Annotated in this window: 4 protein-coding genes; 1 reads left to right on the forward strand and 3 read right to left on the reverse strand. The window is 69.7% G+C overall.

Annotated elements, in window-relative coordinates; translation table 11 throughout:
- Positions 1–72 precede the first annotated feature (72 nt).
- On the forward strand, positions 73–1356 hold the full coding sequence (purD, locus tag AC06FD_RS13405; protein WP_478078083.1) for a phosphoribosylamine--glycine ligase: 1284 nt from the start codon (positions 73–75) through the stop codon (positions 1354–1356).
- A gap of 438 nt (positions 1357–1794) precedes the next feature.
- Here purD and rpoH read toward each other — a convergent pair whose 3' ends face one another.
- The 3 genes from rpoH to AC06FD_RS13420 form a co-directional block, all read right to left on the reverse strand.
- Positions 1795–2670, reverse strand: coding sequence for an RNA polymerase sigma factor RpoH (rpoH, locus tag AC06FD_RS13410; RefSeq protein ID WP_259210048.1), 876 nt, complete (start codon positions 2668–2670; stop codon positions 1795–1797).
- 1066 nt (positions 2671–3736) lie between these two features.
- Complete coding sequence (locus AC06FD_RS13415) at positions 3737–7432, reverse strand: hypothetical protein (protein ID WP_478078084.1); 3696 nt, start codon at positions 7430–7432, stop codon at positions 3737–3739.
- A gap of 1 nt (position 7433) precedes the next feature.
- Positions 7434–19715, reverse strand: a complete 12282-nt coding sequence (locus tag AC06FD_RS13420) for an Ig-like domain-containing protein (RefSeq protein ID WP_478078085.1) — start codon at positions 19713–19715, stop codon at positions 7434–7436.
- Positions 19716–19754 lie beyond the last annotated feature (39 nt).

Here is a 19754-nt window from a genome sequence, read left to right on the forward strand (position 1 = left end):
TGCACCGGCGCGGTGCAGGCGCGTCCTGCACGGCGTAAAATCGCGGTCCTGCTCCCCTCCGCGAGAACTGCATTGAAGATCCTGGTCATTGGCGCCGGCGGCCGTGAACACGCCCTGGCCTGGAAGCTCGCCCAATCCGCGAACGTGAGCGAGGTCCTGGTGGCGCCCGGCAACGCCGGCACCGCCACCGAGGCCAAATGCCGCAACGTGCCGGTCAAGGTCACCGACCTGGACGGCCTGCTGGCGCTGGTCGCCGACGAAGGCATCGCACTGACCGTGGTCGGCCCGGAAGTGCCGCTGGTGGCGGGCGTGGTCGATCGTTTCCGCGCGGCCGGCCACCGCATCTTCGGGCCCACCGCCGCCGCCGCGCAGCTGGAGGGCAGCAAGGCCTACGCCAAGGACTTCCTGGCCCGCCACAACATCCCCACCGCCTTCTACGCGGTGCACACCGAGGTGGCGCCGGCGCTGGCGTATGTCCGCGAGAAGGGCGCACCGATCGTGGTCAAGGCCGACGGCCTGGCCGCCGGCAAGGGCGTGATCGTGGCGATGACCCTGGCCGAGGCCGAGGACGCGGTGCGCGACATGCTCTCCGGCAATGCGTTCGGCGATGCCGGCGCGCGCGTGGTGATCGAGGAGTTCCTGGACGGCGAGGAAGCCAGCTTCATCTCGATGGTGGACGGCACCACCGCGCTGCCGATGGCCACCTCGCAGGACCACAAGCGCGTGGGCGACGGCGACACCGGCCCGAACACCGGCGGCATGGGCGCGTACTCGCCGGCCCCGGTGGTGACCGAAGAAGTGCATGCGCGGGTGATGCGCGAGGTGGTCAACCCGACCGTGCAGGGCATGATCGCCGACGGCATTCCGTTCACCGGCTTCCTGTATGCGGGCCTGATGATCGACGCCAGCGGCGCGCCGAAGGTGATCGAATTCAACGTGCGCTTCGGCGACCCGGAAACCCAGCCGGTGATGCTGCGCCTGCAGTCGGACCTGGTGGACCTGCTCGACGCGGCCATCGATGCGCGCCTGCACGAGGTGGACGCGCAGTGGGATCCGCGTCCGTCGCTGGGCGTGGTCATGGCCGCATCGCCCTACCCGGAAACGCCGATCACCGGCGATGTGATCCACGGGCTGGATGCGGTGCCGGCGAGCGCCAAGGTGTTCCATGCGGGCACGGTGCTGGACGCGCAGGGCCAGGTGCTGAGCGCCGGCGGCCGGGTGCTGTGCGTGGCGGCGCTGGGCGACAGCGTGGGCGCCGCCCAGGCCAACGCGTATGCCGGCGTGGCGGCGGTCAGCTGGGCCAACGAATTCCACCGCAGCGACATCGGCTGGCGGGCGATCGCGCGGGAATCGTAGATCCACGCCATGCGTGGACGAACGCAGCCTCCAGCCTCGATTCCGCATGTCACGCCACACCGAAAAAAGAAGAAGGGCCCGGCATTGCCGGGCCCTTCATCGTTCTCGGGCCATCGCCCGCCAACCGTAGATCCACGCCATGCGTGGATGAACGCAGCCTCCAGCCTCGATTCCCCATGTCACGCCGCACCGAAAAAAGAAGAAGGGTCCGGCATTGCGGGGCCCTTCCTCGTTCGCAGGCCATCGCCCGCCAACCGTAGATCCACGCCATGCGTGGATGAACGCAGCCTCCACCCTCGATTCCCTCATGTCACGCCACACTGAAAGACGAACCGCCTGGCATTGCCGTGTCGGAGAGATGGGCGATGAGACAGCGCCACCGGAACAGAAAAGGCCCGGCAGTGCCGGGCCTTCTGTTCACACCATTGCCACCGCGTATTACGCAGTAAACAGCGCCTTCATCTTCTTCAGTGCGTTCGCTTCGACCTGGCGGATGCGTTCGGCCGACACGCCGTACTCGTCGGCCAGCTCCTGCAGCGTCACCTTGCTGTCCGCGTCCAGCCAGCGACGGCGGATGATGTCGCGCGAGCGCGCATCCAGTTCGGCCATGCCTTCGCGCAGCAGCTGCAGCTTGTTGTCTTCGCTGTCGGCACGCTCATAGGCCATGGACGGGTCTTCCGCGTCGGCCACCAGGTAGGCGGCCGGCGACGGCGGGGCGTTTTCATTGTCCTCGTCGCTGGGCGCGTCGAAACCGATATCACGACCGGACAGGCGCGATTCCATTTCGAGCACTTCGCGCTCGGACACGTTGAGGTCCTTGGCCACGGCGCTGACTTCGGCCGCGTTCATCCAGCCCAGGCGGGTCTTGGACTTGCGCAGATTGAAGAACAGCTTGCGCTGCGCCTTGGTGGTGGCGACCTTGACGATGCGCCAGTTCTTCAGGATGAACTCGTGCATTTCCGCACGGATCCAATGCACCGCGAAGGACACCAGGCGCACGCCCATGTCCGGGTCGAAGCGCTTCACCGCCTTCATCAGGCCGATGTTGCCTTCCTGGATGAGGTCGCCCAGCGCAAGGCCGTAGCCGTTGTAGCCACGGGCCACGTGCACCACGAAGCGCAGGTGGGAATGGACCAGTTCGCGCGCGGCGTCCAGATCCAGCTCGTCGCGGAAGCGACGGGCCAGATCCTGCTCGTCATCGACCGACAGCACCGGGATCTGGTGCACGGCACCGATGTAGGCGTCCAGCGAACCGAGCGCACTGGGGATCGGGAGATTGTTTGCCACAAGGGCAGTAGAGGTGTTCTGGCTCATAGCACTCATCTTAGCAGTCCGGGAATTGGACTGCTAAAGGGGAAAGAAGTTCCAGCGTTCTGTTGATGGGACGCTGGCACCGATCACCCGACTAACGTACCGCGAAATGATGACAGTGGCGAGGGGGTCGGGAGGGCTGCAGATAGTTGTTTAGTTTCAATAGCTTGGATTGCAATGCGCGGGGGCGGGCTGTGGATTTCTGCTGAACGCGGTGTCTGGCACGGCCTATTCAGGCGGGTAAGGTTGTCCGGCATTCAGCCCCCGGCATCGCGGGGCCTGCGGGCTGTGGTCCGGGGCCGTGGGAGGGTGGGGTCGGGGTTGGCCGGCGGCCCATCCAGGCGTGGCCTGGATCTACGGACGTCGCTGGGCGGGTCGGGGTTGGTCGGTGGCCCATCCAGGCGTGGCCTGGATCTACGGGTGCTGGGCCGGTCGGGGTTGGTCGGTGGCCTATCCAGGCGTGGCCTGGATCTACGGACGTGGCCGCGCGGTCAGGGTTGGCCGTGGCCGGCATGGCCTGCATCGACATCAGCCCACCCACCGAAGCCGCCATCTCCTGTAGTGCCACGCCATGCGTGGCAGGCCAGACAATGACGAAGACAGATGCGTGGCAGCCAGACAATGCCAGCTTGGTCGATGGCCCAGCCGAGCATGGCTCGGCTCTACCAACAGCCCACCCGCCGAAGCCGACCGCCGAAGCCGCCATCTCCGGTAGTGCCACGCCATGCGTGGCAGGCCAGACAATGACGAAAACGAATGCGTGGCAGCCAGACAATGCCAGGTTGGTCGGTGGCCCAGCCGAGCATGGCTCGGCTCTACCAACAGCCCACCCGCCGAAGCCGACCGCCGAAGCCGCCATCTCCAGTAGTGCCACGCCATGCGTGGCAGGCCAGACAATGACGAAGATAGATGCGTGGCAGGCCAGACAATGACGAAGATAGATGCGTGGCACGCCAGTCAATGACGAAAACGAATGCGTGCCAGCCAGACAACGCCAGCTTGGTCGGTGGCCCAGCCGAGCATGGCTCGGCTCTACCAACACCCCCCCACCGAAGCCGACCGCCGAAGCCTAGTAATACCCCGCCATATTCAAGAAGAACCCCTTCTGGTCATACCGCAGCTCGGTCATGTCATCGCTGAACTCGGTGAAGTTGTACCCCACCCCGACCTTGAAGTTCTCCCCTACCCGCCGGTCCAGCCCCACCAGCCAGCCCTTGCGCACGCCACCGTCGCGCACCTTCAGCCAGCGGTGTTCGGCCAGCCCTTCCCACTTCTCGAACAGGCGATAACGCAGCTGCAACGCGGCGAAATCGGCGCGGCTGTCCAGCCAGGCCCCTTCACCGCGGCCGGTGCGGTAGTCGCCCCAGCGGGAGGCCAGCTTGCCGGCCAGTTCCCAGCGCGCGCCGAGCTGGCGGATGCCTTCCAGCGACAGCACCTGCGAGCGCTGGTCGTACAGGTTGCCGCCTTCCTGGCCCAGCGAGGCCACGTCGTAGAGATAGGTGAACTTGCCGAAGCCCGCCCAACCGGTGCTGTCGTGCGGTCGCCAGGCAAAGCCGACGTTGGTCTCCACCAGCTTGGCGTCGGCCAGCGGATTGATGCGATCGTCGGTGTCGGCGTAGTTGGCGCGCAGCGCGAAGCGCCAGTCTTCGTTGAGCTTGTACAGCAGCCGGTTGGTGGTCACCCACTGCTCGCGCTGTTCGGCCCCGCTGTCGCGCCGGTACTCCAGCTTGCTGCTCCACTGCGCCACCGCATCGGTACGGCCGCCGCTGACGCTGTAGGCGCGGCGGTCGATGCGGCCGGCGCTGGAATCCAGTTCGCCGTCCATGACGGTGAAGCCCAGGTTCCAGCCCTGTGCGGGATAGAAATCCATGCCGAAGGTGTGCACCAGCCCGGCGCTGTCCTGGCGGCGATCCTTGAGGTACTGGCTTTCGTTGTAGACGTTGACCTGGTTGCTCAGGCGCCAGCGCTGGCCCAGCGTCCAGCCACTCTGCAGGCCGGTGTCGAACAGCGGATCGGTGCCGGTGCGGTCGGTGCTGTAGCTGTAACTGCCGTACAGGCTGTGGTCCGGGGCCATGCGGTACTCGGCATCCACCTTGGCCCCGTGGCCGCGGCTGCCACCACTGAGCTCGGCGCCGACGCTGCTGCGGTCGCCGAACAGATAGCGCGCGCCCAGGGTGAGCAGATCGTTCTTCTCGTACGCGCCGCCATCATCGTCCAGCGTGACCTGGCCGGTGCCGTACAACTCCCACGAGGACCCGAAGCGCTGCCGATAGCCAACCGCCGCCAGCAGCGCGGACACGTCCTGCAGTGCCTGTTCTTCGCGCACGCGACGCAGTTCGCCAGTGAGCTGGCCGTCGTTGCCCAGCCGCCACTCGGCGGTGAGCTGGCTCTGCTCCAGCGCCAGGTCGCCCTGCTCGGTGCGGGTGTGCCGGCCATACAGGCTGAGATCGTCGGTGAGGTAGCCGAGGAACTCCGCGCCGTATTCCTGGATGGGTTGGCCGGTGTCCTGGCGGGCCACCGAGAAGCCGGCGTCCACATCGCGCCACCAGGCACCCAGGCTCCAGTCGCGGCGGGTCCAGCCCAGCTCGCGCAGGTTGGCCCGCGCTTCCACTGCGCTGGCGGTGCCGGAGCGCCGGCCTTCGTACGGGTTGCGGCGGATGAAGCTCAGGCCGCCGTTGTCCGAATAGAACACCGGTGCAGCCGTGGCGTCGGTACGGGTCTGCTCGACCTTCAGGTAGGTACCGCGCCCGGCCTGCAGGGTGAGGTCGGCGCCCTTGAGGCTGTAGTTCTCGCCGCTGCGATTTTCGTCGATCCAGGTGCCGCCGATGGCGACGTGGTCGCCGATCCACTGCCGCCCACGCGCACCGTAGGTGACGTCGTCGCTGCTGAAGCCCAGCGGCACGTACTCGTAGTCCACCAGCAACAACTGGTCGTAGCCATCAAGCGGCATGTCGCGCGTGATGCTGCGGACGTTCTCGCGGGTGAGCTGGGCCAGCGGCCGGGTCAGGATCAGGCGACCCTGCAGGTTGTCGATCTCGTAGTCCACGCCTTCCTGCAGGGTGGCGCGGGTTTCGGTGCGGCCGGTGGTGCGGTCGCGCACTTCCAGCACCACCTGCTCCGAGCCGGGCAGCACGTCGGTGTGGCGCAGGTAATAGAGGCTGCCGCCGGTACCGAGGAATTCGCTGTGGCCCGGCGCGGACTGCGCCTCGGAGCCGAACAGCTTCAACTGCGAGCGTGCATCACCCAGCGGCGTGGCAGCCAGCGAGCGCCAGTTCAACGCGCCGCCGTACAGCGAGCGCACGTACTGGCCATACTCGGTGCCGGTGATGCCGGTGGCGTAGTTGCCCCACAGCGCCTGGCTCTGGTCCCAGTCCACGCGCAGGTAGAGGCGGCCCTGCGTGTCCACGTCGCGATAGGTGGTGGAGTCGTCGCCGTACACCGGGTAGTACAGGTCCGGGTCGAGGCGGCGGAACACATCCTGCGCGTCGGCGTCGGAGAAGTCGCGGAACAGGTACTTCAGCTCGCGGTCCTGGGTGTCGGCCTGCGCGGTCACCAGGTACTTGCCGCGCATCTTGCCCTTCAGATAGAACGCCAACCGCCCTTCGCTGAGGAAGCCATCGGTGTCGCGGTCGTCGGCCGCCAGCGGCTGCACGTTGCCGCTGGCCGTGTTCCTGGACAGGGTCACGTCGGCGATGCCCACCAGGAACAGATAGCGGCCGGTGACATCCACGTCCAGCTGGCGTTGCGCCGCGGGGGCGTCGCGCGATTCCACGCGGACGTCGTAGCGGTGCTGGCCGACCGGCTCCAGGAACTCGGCAGCGAACTTCTGCTCCAGGTCGACCGGGAAGTCCTGGCCGTTGATGCGCACGCGGCTGTTGGGCTCCAGGTTGCGGCCGTACAGGCGCACGCGCGAGCCATGGATGGGGATGTTCTGCAGGCGCAGCGTGCTTTGGCCGTAGATGCTGTTGCTGACCTGCAGGTCCTGCGCGCTGTCGCCATCCAGGGCTTGGCCCAGGGTCTTCTGCACGTTCTCGCGGGTCACCTGCAGGCCGCGGTCGAAGTCGGCCGGGGTCACCAGCTGGATGCGCTGGAGGCGGGTTTCATCGAACGCGCCACCGGCACCGTAGGCACGGGCCACGTAGATCAGGTCGTCGCCGGTGCGCAGCTTGATCTGCGCCGGCAGCTCGCCATTCCACTCGGCATCGCCCACGTAGTCCACCGGCAGGTCGATGCGCGCCAGCGGGGTGACCAGGTCGGTGTCGGTGCCGCGGTACAGGGTCACCTCCAGCTTCTGGATGAAGGAGGCGTAGTTGTTGTAACTGTGGAAGCGCAGCGGGCGGATCACCCGGCCATTCTCGAATGGCACGGTGGCCGCGGCCTGCACGCTCAGGCTGGGCGGGACCATGGTCGGGTCTTCGGTCGCCCAGACCACGCCGCCGTTGGGCAGCTCGGCCATGAACTGGCCACCGGGCGCGGCCACGTCCGGCGTGGTGGACGGGCCTGCCGGCACCGTGCCGGCCGCGCGCGGATCGGCGTGGGCCGGCAGTGGCAGCGGCGCCGGGTCGGCATCGTCGCCGATGCGCAGCAACAGCCCGTCATCATTGCGGCAGCTGTCGCCCTCGCAGCGGATCGGCGCCGCAGCGCTGGCCGGCGTGGGCTGCTGCGCGAAGGCCGGCGCGGCGAGCAGCAGCAGCGCAGCGAGGCGGGCAACGCGGCGCACGAGGGGCGCGGTGGTGGGGGTCGGGCTCAGGGTGTTCTCCATCATGTCAGCGCCCCTCCCTGCCGGTGCGGTCCGTGCCAGGCAGCGGCGCGGGTGGATCGTCGAGTTGCAGGTGGTGCAAGGTGCTGCCGTCGGCGGCCACGATCTCGATGCGGCTGGCAGCGGCCACCGCCGCCGGCACCCGGCTGCGCAGCGCGGCCTGCAGGACCTGCGCGCGCTGCCGCGCCAGTGCCTCCTGGCCGGCGCTGGCGGTGAGCAGCAGGCGGCCGCCACCGCGCGCGACCAGCGCCTGGGCAGCCTTGTCCAGGACCGGGCCGCGATCGGCCTCCAGTCGGGCGCTGCCCGGCGCGAACAGCGCCTCGCCCAGTTCGATCCGGGCCGCTCGCATGGGCAGGGCCGGGCCCGGGGCGGCGGGCCCCAGTGAGCCCTCGGGCAGGCGCACGCCGAAGTCGAAGCGCGCCGGCAACCCGGGCGTGATGCGCCGTACCAGCGGGTTGGGCGTGGTGAAGCGGGTGCCGGCAGGCAGCGTGGCCGGGTCCACCTTGAGGATGAAATTGCGCCCGCGTGCCTGCCCGCCGGGGATGCCCACCAGGTGATAGCGGCCGAACGCGTCTGTCTCCATCAGCAGGCCTTCCACCGCGGCCACGCGCACGCCCGGGATGCCGCGTTCGCCGTCATCCTGGATGCCATTGCCGTTGCGGTCATCGAACACGCTGCCGATGATCAGGCTCTCGTCGAGCAGCGGATCGGTGGTCACGTCCACCTCGGCCGAGGCGACGTTGCCGATGGTGCGGTTCTCGCCATCGATGGCGGTGACGCGGTTGGTGTGCACGCCGGTGCCCGTGCCCGCGCCGACGCGCAGGTAGTACACCACCGTGGCGCGTTCGCCGACCGGCACGTCGATGCCGTCGATGCGCAGCGGCTGCACGCCGCTGGTGCGTGCATCGTTGTCCGCATCCTGCACCGCGAAGCCACCGCGCACGAAGGTGAAGCCCGGCGGCAGCGTATCCAGCAGCGTGGCGCCGTTGGCATCGACCTCACCCACGTTGTCGATGGTGACGGTGTAACGCACCAGGTCGCCGATCTGCGCACTGCGCTTGGCCGCCACCTTGGTCAGGCGCAGCACGGCCTGCTGGCCGGCCACGGTGACCGCGACATTGGCCTCGGCGCACATCGGGGTCGGGATGGACACATCGCAGACGCGGTAGCGGAAGCTGTCGGTGCCGGCGAAATTGGCCGCCGGCGTGTAGGTGCACAGGCCGTTGCTGCATTGCACGCTGCCGTGCGCGGGTGCCGCCGCGACCTGCAGCGAAGCCCGATCCAGCGGCGCGCTGCGGGCGCTGTCATTGGCCAGCACGTCGATCACCTGCGGCCCGGCGGTCTGGGCGGTGATGGCGTCGTCGGACAGGGTCAGCACGTTCGGCTCGACCATCACCGTGACCGTGGCACCCGCGCACATCGCCGGGTCCGCGACGTCGCAGACCTCATAGTCGAAGCGCTGCTCGCCCGAGAAGTTGGCCAGCGCGGCAAAACGGATGCGCGCACGCGGCAGCACCGTGGCGGTGCCATACGGCGGCGGCGCTGTAATGGTGACGGTGACGGTGTCCGGATCGATCGGCGTGCCGTTGACGCGGTCGTTGCCGAGGACGTCGATTTCGATCACCCCGTCCTGCGGGATCTCCACGCGATCATCCGTGGCATCCACGCCGGGATCGCCGGCGATCACGGTCACGGTCACGGTGCCGGTGTCGCAGACGGTCGGCTGGCTGACCAGGCAGATCGTGTAGGGGGTGCTGTAGCTGCCTGCCGCCAGACCGGCGGCCACGTCCACCCAGCCGTCGGCACTGAAGGTCAGCGCGCTGGTGGCCACCGGGGCGAAGCTCACCTGGGCCGGGTCCAGCGGTGCGGTGTTGAACGTATCGTTGGCGAAGACGTTCAGCAGGCGCGTGCGCCCGGCCGGGCCCACCGGCCCCGCACTGTCGTCCACCGCCAGCAGCGCGCCGACCGCGCCCTGCACGCGCACGGTGGCGATGGCGGTGGTGCAGTTGGTCGGCACCCCGTTCTCGCAGAGCTGGTACGCCAACTGGACCTGGCCCGGCTGCACCCCGGCCGCGACCATGATCTGGCCCAGGTTGTTCATCGTGTAGCCCGGGGTGCTGCCGGTCAGGCTGGCGACCACGCTGCCCACCGGCGGCGGGGAGACGTTGTTGTAGCTGTCGTTGTCGAGCACGGAGCGGGCGATGGTGTCGCCCACGGCCGGGTCCACCGGCGTGCTGGTGAAGTCATCGTTGACCGCCAGCACCACGTTGGCCGAGCCGGCCAGGGTGAGGGTGACGCTGGCCGTGCCGCACTGCGCGCTGTACGGCGCCGGCAGGCACACCTGGTAGGTGAAGCCGACCGGCCCGGTGGTGCCCGACGGCGGGGTGTAGCTGAAGCTGCCGTCGGCGTTGAACACCAGGCCGGCGACGGCACCGCTGGTCAGCGTATACAGCGCGCCCACCGGTACGTTGTCATTGCTCGACACGTTGCCGGTGGTCGGGCGCCCGGCCGGCGTGGTGACGGCATCGTTCTGCGGTGCCGGGGTGATCACCAGGGTGACGCTGGCGGTGGTGCAGTTGGCGGACGCGGCCGCTTCGCAGATCTGGTACGTGAGCAAGGTGGCGCCGGAGGCGACGCCGCTGGCCACGCTGATGGTGCCATCGGTGTTGACGGTGATCCCTGCCGGTGCGCCCACCAGGCTCAGCAGCACATCGCCGGGCGGCGGCGGGCTGACCCCGTTGAGACGGTCGTTGGCCAGCACGCTGCTGGACGAGCCTGCGCCCGGCAGCACATCGGTCAGCACGTCGTCGCCGGCCACCAGCGTGCCGGTGTTGATGTTGATGGTGACCGTGGCGGTGCCGCAGGTACCCGCATACGGTGCGGGCAGGCAGGCCAGGTAGGTGAAGCCAACCGGGCTGGGCGTGCCCGCTGGCGGGGTGTAGGTGAACGCACCGGTGCTGGCCAGCGCCAGCCCGGCCGGCGCGGTGCCCTGCACGGTGTAGACCGCCGCGACCGGCATGGCGTCGTTGCTGGCCACGCTGTTGCTCAGGGTCTGCCCCACCTGCACCGAGAAGGCATCGTTCTGCGGTGCCGGGCTGATCACCACGGTCACGCTGGCGGTATCGCAATTGGTCGGCGCGGCGGCTTCGCAGACCTGGTAGGTAATGGCGGTCGCACCGGAGGTGACGCCGGTGGGCACGCTGATCCTGCCATCGGTTGCAATGCTGAAGCCGGCCGGCGCGCCAACCAGGCTCAGCACGACGTTGCCGGCGGCCGGCGGCGAGACCCCGTTGAGGCTGTCGTTGGCCAGCACGCTGGCGCCGGACGTGGTGCCGGGTGCGACCCCGGTGAGGGTGTCGTCGCCCGCGACGAGCTGGCCGTTGTTGATGTTGATGGTGATGATCGCCCGACCGCACAGGCTGGCGTTCGGGGCCGGCAGGCAGACCTGGTAGGCCACGCTCACTGGACCAATCACGCCGATGGCGGGGGTGTAGCTGAAGCTGCCATCGGGGTTGAACAGCAGCCCGCTCGGCGCAGTGTCCTGCAGGGTGTAGAGCGCGCCGGGCGGGGTGTTGTCGTTGCTGGCCACGCTGTTGGCCAGGGTCTGCCCGGCCTGCACGGCAAAGGCATCGTTCTGCGGTGCGGGGGTCACCACCACGGTGACGCTGGCGGTATCGCAGTTGGACGGCGCGGCCGCTTCGCAGATCTGGTAGGTGACGGTGGTCGGGCCGGACGTCACCCCACTGCCGACGCTGACGGTGCCGTCGGGATTGAGGGTGAAGCCACCCGGTGCGCCGACCAGGCTCAGGATCACATCGCCGGCGGCCGGCGGCGACACGCCGTTGAGGCTGTCGTTGGCGAGCACGCTGGTGGCCGTGGTCGCGCCGGGCAATACGCCGACCAGGCTGTCATCGCCGGCGCTCAACGTGCCGTTGTTGACGTTCAAGGTGACCGTCGCGATGGCGCACAGGCTGTTGTTCGGGGCGGGCAGGCAGGTCTGGTAGGTGAAGCCCACCGGCGACACCGCGCCGACCGGCGGGGTGTACGTGAAGCTGCCGTCGGTCGCGAACGTGAGCCCCGCCGGCGGCGTGCCCTGCACCGCCCAGGTCGAGCCGGCCGGCATGCTGTCGTTGCTGGCCACGCTGTTGCTCAGCGTCTGCCCGGCCTGCACCGAGAACGCGTCGTTCTGCGGGGTCGGGCTGACGATCACGGTGACGCTGGCGGTGGCACAGTTGCCCGGCGCCGCCGCTTCGCAGACCTGGTAGGTCAGCGTGGTGGGCCCGGCACTGACGCCGGTGGCCACGCTGAGGGTGCCGCTGGGTGTGATCGCAAACCCGGCCGGCGCGCCGACCAGGCTGAGCACCACGCTGGCCGGTGCCGGCGGCGAGATCCCGTTGAGGCTGTCGTTGGCCAGCACGCTGGCGGCCGAGGTGGTGCCCGGCGCCACGCCACTCAGGGTGTCGTTGCCGGCAAGCAGGGTGCCATTGGCGATGTTGAGGGTGACGTTGGCCGGGGCACACAGGGACGTCGGCGCCGGCAGGCAGGCCTGGTAGGTGAAGGTGACCGGGCTCGGCGTGCCGACGCCCGGTGCATAGGTGAACGACCCGTCCGGATTGAACACCAGGCCGGTCGGCAGCGGGCCCTGCACGGCGAACGTCGCACCGACCGGCATGCTGTCATTGCCGGCCACGCTGTTGGCCAGGGTCTGCCCGGCCTGCACGGTGAACGCGTCGTCCTGCGGCGTCGGGGTGACGATCACGGTGACGGTGGCGGTGTCGCAGTTGCTCGGCGCCGCCGTCTCGCAGATCTGGTAGGTGAGCGTGGTGCTGCCCGACACCACGCCGGTAGCCACGCTGATGGTGCCGGCGGCGCTGATGGTGAAGCCGGACGGCGCGCCCACCAGGCTCAGCTGCACGTCGCCCGGTGCGGGCGGGCTGACCGCGTTGAGCGTGTCGTTGGCCAGCACGCTGGTGCCGGACGTACCGCCGGCGACGATGCCGCTGAGGGTGTCGTCAACGGCCACCAGCGTACCGGTGTTGACGTTGAGCGTGACCGTGGCGGTGTTGCACAGCGCGGCATTGGGCGCGGGCAGACAGGCCTGGTAGGTGAACGTCACCGGGCCGGTGGTGCCCAGCGGCGGCGTATAGGTGAACGTGCCGTCCGCGTTGAACGCCAGGCCGGCCGGCGCGGCGCCCTGCAGCGCCCACGTGGACCCAGCGGGCAGGCTGTCGTTGGCGCCGACAGTGCCGTTGCTGAGGGTGCCGCCGACCTGCACCGCATACGCATCGTCCTGCGGTGCGGGCGCGATCACCAGCGATACCGTGGCGGTATCGCAGTTGGACGGCGCCGCGGTTTCGCAGATCTGGTAGGTCAGCGTGGCCGGGCCGGAGGTGACCGTCAGCGGAACGCTGATCGTGCCGTCGGTGGCGATGCCGTAACCGGTGGGTGCACCGACCAGGCTCAACTGCACGCTGCCCGGTGCGGGCGGGGTCACGCTGTTGAGCGCATCGTTGCCCAGCACGCTGGGCGTGGCTGCGCCCGGGGCGATGCCGACGAAGCTGTCATCGCCGGCGACCAGCGTGCCCAGGTTGACGTTCACGGTGGCCGTGGCCAGGCCGCACACCCCCGCATTGGGCGCGGGCAGGCAGGCCTGGTAGGTGAAGGTGATCGCGCCGGCGGTGCCCACCGGCGGGGTGTAACTGAAGCTGCCGTCGGTGTTGAACACCAGCCCGTTCGGCGGCGTGCCCTGCACCGCCCAGCTCGACCCGGCCGGCATGCTGTCGTTGCTGGCAACGCTGCCGCTGGCGATCGTGCCGCCCGCCTGCACCGCGAACGCATCGTTCTGCGGCATCGGCGTGACCACGAAGCGGATCGTGGCGGTATCGCAGTTGGTCGGCGAGGCGGCCTCGCACACCTGGTAGGTCAGCAGCGTGGCCCCGGCAGTCACTCCGGCCGGCACCTGCACGGTACCGTCGTTGTTGATCACGTAGCCGGCCGGCGCACCGACCAGCAGCAACTGCACGCTGGCCGACGCAGGCGGGGTCACCCCGTTGAGCGAATCGTTGGCCAGCACGCTGGGCGTGTCCGCGCCGACGCTGACCGGGGCGGCGAAGGTGTCGTCGTTGGCCACCACCGCATTGACGCTGATGGTCAAGGTCGCGGTCGCCGTGCCGCACACCGCGGCATCCGGTGCCGGCAGGCAGGCCTGGTAGGCGAAGGTGACCGGGCCGATGGTGCCGGCCGGCGGCGTGTAGGTGAAGCTGCCGTTGCTGTTGAACACCAGGCCCTGCGGCGGCGATGCCACGCTCCAGCTGGAGCCGGCGGGCATGGCGTCGTTGCCCGATACGTTGCCGCTGTTGGGCTGGCCGGACTGGACCGTGATCGCATCGTCGACCGGCGTCGGGCGCACCACCAGCGCGATGCTGGCGATGGCGCAGTTGTTGGCGGCCGCGGTTTCGCAGACCTGGTAGACCAGCGCGTTGGCGCCCGTCGGCGCGTTGGCCGCGACGGTCAGCGTGCCGTTGGGATTGAGGGTGAAGCCGGCCGGTGCACCGACCAGCGACAGCGACACGCTGGCGGCGGCGGGCGGGGTGACGCCGTTGAGCACGTCGTTGCCGAGCACGCTGGGCGTGCTGGCCCCGGGTGCGATCGCACCGAAGCTGTCGTCGGCGGGCACCAGCAGGCCATTGTTGATGTTCAACGTCGCGGTCGCGGTGCCGCACACGGCGCTGTTCGGCGCCGGCAGGCAGGCCTGGTAGACGAAGCTGGCCGGACTGGTGGTGCCGGCCGGCGGCGCATAGGTGAAGCTGCCGTCGGCAGCGAAGGTCACGCCTGCCGGCGGCGTGCCCTGCAGCGTGTAGAGCGCACCGATCGGCATGTTGTCGTTGCCGGACACGTTGCCGCTGAGCGTCTGCCCGGCCTGCACGGTGAAGGCATCGTTGGCCGGCGCCGGGGCGACCACCAGCGCGATGCTGGCGGTGGCGCAGTTGGTCGACGCGGCCGCTTCGCAGATCTGGTAGGTGAGCGTGGTGGCACCGGCCGCCGTGCCAGCCGCGACGGTGACCGTGCCATCAGCGGCGATCGCGATGCCGGTCGGTGCGCCGACCAGCGACAGCTGCACCTCGGCGGGCAGTGGCGTGGCGCCGTTGAGGGTGTCGTTGGCCAGCACGGACGGCGACGCGGCACCCGGCGCGAGCGGCGTGGCGAAGCTGTCGTCGACCGCGACCAGGGTGCCGCTGTTGACGTTGATCGTCGCGGTCGCGGTGGCGCATGCCGCCGCATCCGGGGCGGGCAGGCAGACCCGATAATCGAAGGTGATGGCCCCGGTGAAGCCGGCCGGTGGCGTGTAGCTGAAGGTACCGTCGGCCGCCAGCGCGAGGTTGGCCGGCGGGAGATTGAGCACCGTGAACTGTGCCCCCGCCGGCGCGTTGTCGTTGCTGGCCACCGAGCCGCTCAGTGCCTGCCCGGCCGGCGTGGACAGCGCATCGTCCAGCGCGGACGGCGCGACCACCAGGCGGACCGTGGCGATGGCGCAGTTGCCCGGCGCCGCCGCTTCACACAGCTGGTAGGTCAGGTTCTTCACCCCCGCAGGGGTGCCCGGCGCAACCGTCACCGCGCCTTCGTCGGTGATCGCCAGCCCGGCCGGCGCCCCTACCAGCGTCAACTGCACATCGGCCACGGCCGGCGGCGTCGCCGCGTTGAGCGCATCGTTGGCCAGCACCGATGTGGTGCTGCCGCCGGTGACCGGGTTGATCGGGGTCGTGCTGAAATCATCGTTGTTGGCGGCCAGCGTGCCCACACTGATGGTGATGCTGGCGCTGGCGGTGGCACACAGGGCCGCGTTCGGCGCGGGCAGGCACACCTGGTAGGTGAAGGCCACCGGCGTGGCGACGCCGACCGGCGGCACGTAGCTGAAGCTGCCCGACGGGGTGAACGACAGCCCGGCCGGCACGCTGCCGGTGACGCTGAACACCGCGCCCGCCGGCACGTTGTCGTTGTCGCCCACGTTGCCGTTGAGCGCCTGCCCTGCCGCCGTTGAATAGGCGTCATTGCTGGCCGAGGGAGTCACCACCAGGCGGATGGTCGCGCTGGCGCAGTTGCTGGGCAGCACCGCTTCGCAGATCTGGTAGGTGAGCACCGTCGCGCCGCCGGCGGCACCGGCAGGCACCTGCAGCAGGCCGTTGGCATCGAGCGTGTAGCCGGCCGGCGCACCGACCAGGCTGAGCAGCACGCTGCCGGCGGCCGGCGGCGTGCTGCCGTTGAGACTGTCGTTGAGCAGCACGCTGGTGGCACTGCCGCCGCCGGGCGCAAGCGGCGTGGCACTGAAGTCGTCGTCCAGCGCCACCAGGGTGCCGGCGTTGACGTTGAGGGTGGCGGTGGCGGTGCTGCATTGGGCGCCGTCCGGTGCGGGCAGGCAGACCTGGTAGGTGAAGGCGACCGGGCCGGTGAACCCGACCGGCGGGGTGTAGAGGAAGCTGCCATCGGGCCCGAACTGCAGACCGGTCGGCGCCGCTGCGGTCAGCGTGAACACCGCGCCGGCCGGCGCGTTGTCGTTGCTGCCGACATTGCCGGCCAGCAACTGCCCGGCCGGCGTGGAGAACACATCGGCGGTCGCCAGCGGAGCGACCAGCAGTTGGACCTGGGCCGAATCGCAGTTGCCGGGCAGCGCCGCTTCGCACAACTGGTAGGTGAGCGTCACCGCACCGGCCGGCACGCCACTGCCGATGGTCAGGGTGCCATCGGCAAGCAGGGTGTAGCCCGCCGGTGCACCGACCAGGCTCAGCAGCACATCGGCCGAGGCCGGCGGCACCGTGCCGTTGAGGCTGTCGTTGCCCAGCACCGACGCGGTGCTGCCGCCGGTGGCGGGATTGATCGGGGTGCCGCGGAAGTCGTCATCGTTGCCGACCAGCGTGCCGGCGTTGACGTTGACGGTGACCGTGGCACCCGCGCAGACGGCGGTGTCCGGTGCCGGCAGGCACGCCTGGTACGCGAACGTCACCGGCCCCTGCGAACCTGCCGGCGGCGTGTAGGTGAAGCTGCCATCCGGAGTGAACACCAGCCCGGCCGGGGCGGCGCCACTCAGGCTGAAGCCCGCATTGGCCGGCACGTTGTCGTTGGCGGCCACGCTACCGCTCACGGCCACGCCAACGGCCGTGCTGACCGTGTCATTGACCGCCACCGGCGCCAGCAGCAGCTGCACCGCTGCGGTATCGCAGTTGCCGGGCAATGCCGCTTCGCACAGCTGGTAGGTGAAGCCCACCGCGCCCGCCGCTGCACCACCGGGGATCGACAGCGTGCCGTTGCCGTTGATCACGTAGCCGGCCGGCGCACCGATCAGGCTCAGGATCACCTGGGCCGGCGCCGGCGGGATCGCGCCATTGATGGTGTCGTTGCCGAGCACGCTGTTGGTGGTGCCGCCCGTGGCGGGATTGAGGATCGCGCTGCGGAAATCATCGTCGTTGGCGACCAGGGTGCCTGCATTGACGTTGAGCGTGACCGTGGCGGCATCGCACACGATGGCCAACGGCGCGGCCAGGCAGGCCTGGTAGGTGAACGTGGTGGTGCCGGTGTACTGCGCCGGCGGGGTGTAGGTGAAGCTGCCATCGGCGTTGAACAGCAGCCCGGCAGGCGTGGCGCCGGACACCGCATACGTGGTGCCGACGGCGACGTTGTCGTTCACTGCCACGTTGCCGCTGACCGGCGTGGCCACCTGCGTGGCGTAGGCATCGGCCACTGCATCCGGGGCGATCACCACGGCGATGCTGGCCGTGGCGCAGTTGCTGGTCCCGGCCTGGCACAGCTGGTAGGTCAGGCTGATGGGGCCGGCCGGGGCGCCGGCAGGCACCTGCAGCTGGCCGTTCGGCTCGAGCGTGTAGCCGGCCGGCGGCGCGTTGATCAGCGACAGCGTGGCCTGCGCCGGCTGGATCGCGACGCCATTGAGGGTGTCGTTGCCGAGCACGCTGGCGGTCAGGCCGCCCGCGCCGGTCAACGGCGTGCCACTGAAATCATCATTCCCCGCGACGATCGCACCCGGGCTGACGTTGATCGTGGCAGTGGCCGCATCGCAGACACCGGCATTCGGTGCGGGCAGGCACACCTGGTAGCGGAAGGTGTCCGGCCCGGTATAGGCAGACTGCGCGGTGTAGCTGAAGCTGCCATCGGCATTGAACGCCACCGTGCCGTGCGCGGCCACCGCCAGCAGGCTGAACTGTGCGCCCACCGGCACGTTGTCGTTGCCGGCGACACTGCCCGCCAGGGCGATGCCGGCCGTGGCGGCAAAGGTGTCGTCGACCGCATCGGGCGCGACCACCAGTTGCACGTTGGCGGTGGCGCAGTTGCTCGACGCGGCCAGTTCACAGATCTGATAACCGAAGCTCATCGCGCCGGCCGCCGCACCCGCCGGCACCGAGATCTGCCCGGCCGCGTTGACGGTGTAGTTGGCCGGGGCACCGGTAAGGGCCACGGTGACCGCGGCGGGCAGGACCGCCGCGCCGTTGAGCGTATCGTTGCCGAGCAGGCTGATCGTGGTGGTGGTGCCTGGCTGCAGCGGCGTGGCGAACACGTCGTTGACCGCGGCGATCTGGTTGGCCTGCACGTTCACGCTGACCGTGGCGGTATCGCAGACGGTCTCGTTCGGCGCGGGCAGGCACACCTGGTAGGTGAAGGAATCCGGCCCGGTGTTGGCGTTGGTCGGCGTGTAGGTGAAGGTGCCATCGGGATTGACCACCGCGGTGCCACGGGTGGGCGCGGTGCCCAGCGTGTAGGCCGATCCGCTGGCGATGTTGTCGTTGCCGGCCAGGCTGCCGGTGGCCGGTTGGCCGCCACCGGGCGTGGTCACCGTGTCGTTGACCGCGTCGGGACTCACCACCAGGTTCGCGGTGGCCGTTGCACAGTTGGCCGGCAGCGCGTTTTCGCAGAAGCGGTAGGTCAGCGCCAGCGGGCCGGCGGCCGCGGTGGCCGGCACCTGGATGGCGCCGTTGCCGGTGATGGCAAACCCGGTCGGCGCACCCACCAGGCTCATCGTCACCTGTGCCTGCGGCACCGCGCCACCGTTGAAGGTGTCATTGGCCAGCACGCTCGGGGTGAGCCCGCCCGCACCGGCGGGCAAGGGCGTGGTGAAGGTGTCGTCGGCGGCCACCAGGGCGTTGGCATTGACCACGATCGAGGCGGTCGCGGTGGCGCACACGCTGCCATCCGGTGCCGGCAGGCACACCTGGTACTGGAACGCGCTGGCGCTGACGATGCCACCGGCCGGCGCATAGACGAAGCTACCGTTGCTGCTCACGGTAAGGCCGGCCGGCGGCGTGCCGATGGCGCTGAACACGGCAGCGGCCGGGGCGTTGTCGTTGCTGGCCACGGTGCCGCTGAACGATGGCGCGCCACCGGTGGCGTTGAAGCTGTCGTTCACCGCCGTCGGGCCGATGATGAGGCTGGCCGTGGCCGTGGCGCAGTTGGTCGGCGAGGCGTTTTCGCAGATCTGGTAGGTCAGCGTGGTGGCGCCGGCGGTGGCACCGGCAGGCACCGTGATCACGCCGGCGCTGTTGATGGTGAACCCGGCCGGCGCGTTCTGCAGCGCGATGATCAGGGTGGCGCCGTTCACCGGCGCACCGTTGAGGGTGTCATTGGCCAGCACCGTGGGCGTGCTGCCGCCGGTGGCCGAGGAGATCGCGGTGGCGAAGGTATCGTTGTTGGCGATCAGTGCATTGGCCTGCACCGGTACCGCCGGCGTGGTGGCGCTGTTGTCGCCCGGGGTCGGGTCGGTGGTGCCGGTGGGCAGCACCAGCGACACGCTGTTGGCCGGCACCGTGGCCGGGGTGCTGGTGGGCGCGGTGCCATTGACCAGCAGCACCACGCTGTCGCCGACGGCGACATTGACCTGCACGTTGATCGCATTGCCGGTGCCGCTGGCCTGCGCGCACGCGGATGCGCCCGTGCCGGGCTGGCAGGTCCAGCTCACGTTGGCAAGCAGCGGCGACACGCTGTCGACCACCGCGACCGCCGAGGCCACCGACGGCCCCGCGTTGCTGACCTGGATGCGGTACTGCACCGCGCCGCCGGCGGCCACCGGCGTGGCACTGAGCAGGCTCTTGGTCACGCTCAACTGCGCCTGCAATGCCAGGGCATTGGTGTCGGTGGCGCTGTTGTTGCCCGGCGTGGGATCGGCCACGTCGGTTGGTGCGGTCACCGTGGCGGTGTTGTTGAGTGGATTGGGGTAGCTCTGCGCCAGCAGCGGCGGCGACAGCAGCAGGGACAGCAGGCTCACCGCATACGCGATGCTGGCCGACGCCATGCCTGCCCTGCGGTGCGTGCCCGTTGCTGCCATGCGCTC

The organism is Stenotrophomonas sp. Steno-Z1, from assembly GCF_056393175.1.

Bases quoted from the DNA above. Each gene is read 5' to 3' on its own strand.
- rpoH (WP_259210048.1), bottom strand. From the start codon at position 2,670: ATGAGCCAGAACACCTCTACTGCCCTTGTGGCAAACAATCTCCCGATC.
- AC06FD_RS13415 (WP_478078084.1), bottom strand. From the start codon at position 7,432: ATGATGGAGAACACCCTGAGCCCGACCCCCACCACCGCGCCCCTCGTG.
- AC06FD_RS13420 (WP_478078085.1), bottom strand. From the start codon at position 19,715: ATGGCGTCGGCCAGCATCGCGTATGCGGTGAGCCTGCTGTCCCTGCTG.